1 protein-coding gene and 1 pseudogene are annotated in these 697 nt (G+C 67.7%); both read left to right on the forward strand.

Annotated elements, in window-relative coordinates:
• A partial coding sequence (locus E5W87_RS04585; RefSeq protein ID WP_292394457.1) for a CoA pyrophosphatase occupies positions 1 to 357 on the forward strand: 357 nt, incomplete at its 5' end.
• A gap of 8 nt (positions 358 to 365) precedes the next feature.
• Positions 366 to 697, forward strand: a pseudogene (locus tag E5W87_RS04590) (CCA tRNA nucleotidyltransferase); the annotation flags it as partial.

The following is a 697-nucleotide window of genomic DNA, read 5'->3' on the forward strand; positions in this document are numbered from 1 at the left end:
GACCCGAGCCCGGAGGCGGCGGCATTGCGCGAGACGTTCGAGGAGATCGGTCTTGGCCAGGACCGCATCGAGATCATCGGCCGCATGCCCGATTATGTCTCCGGCAGCGGCTATCGCATCGCCCCGGTGCTTGGGATCGTGCGGCCGGGTTTTTCACTGACGCTGAATTCCGAGGAGGTCGACGCCGCCTTCGAGGTGCCGCTGCGCTTCCTGATGGACCCGGCCAACCACGGCCGCGACAGCCGCATGTGGAACGACCTCGAATGGGTTTTCTACGAGATGCCCTATGGCGGCCAGCGCATCTGGGGCGTCACCGCTGGCATCATCCGCACGCTCTATGAAAGGCTCTATACGTGAGCGGCCCGGTGTCGCTCGCGGGCAAAGCCGACTGGCTCGGCGAAAAGCACCTGCAGCGCCTGCTGGCGGCGCTGGCGGATGGCGGCGAGGAGGCGCGTGTCGCCGGCGGCGCGGTGCGCAATGCGCTCATCGGCCAGCCGGTCGCCGATGTCGATATCGCCACCACTTGCCTGCCTGATGAAACCATCCGCCGTGCCGAGGCGGCGGGCTTCAAGGCCGTGCCGACCGGCATCGAGCACGGCACCATCACGATTGTCGCCGGCGGGAAGCCGTTCGAGGTGACCACGTTGCGCGCCGACATCGAGACCGACGGACGGCGGGCCAAGGTGTCGTTCGGGCG

It is taken from the genome of Mesorhizobium sp., from assembly GCF_004962925.1.
Taxonomy (GTDB): Bacteria; Pseudomonadota; Alphaproteobacteria; order Rhizobiales; family Rhizobiaceae; genus Mesorhizobium.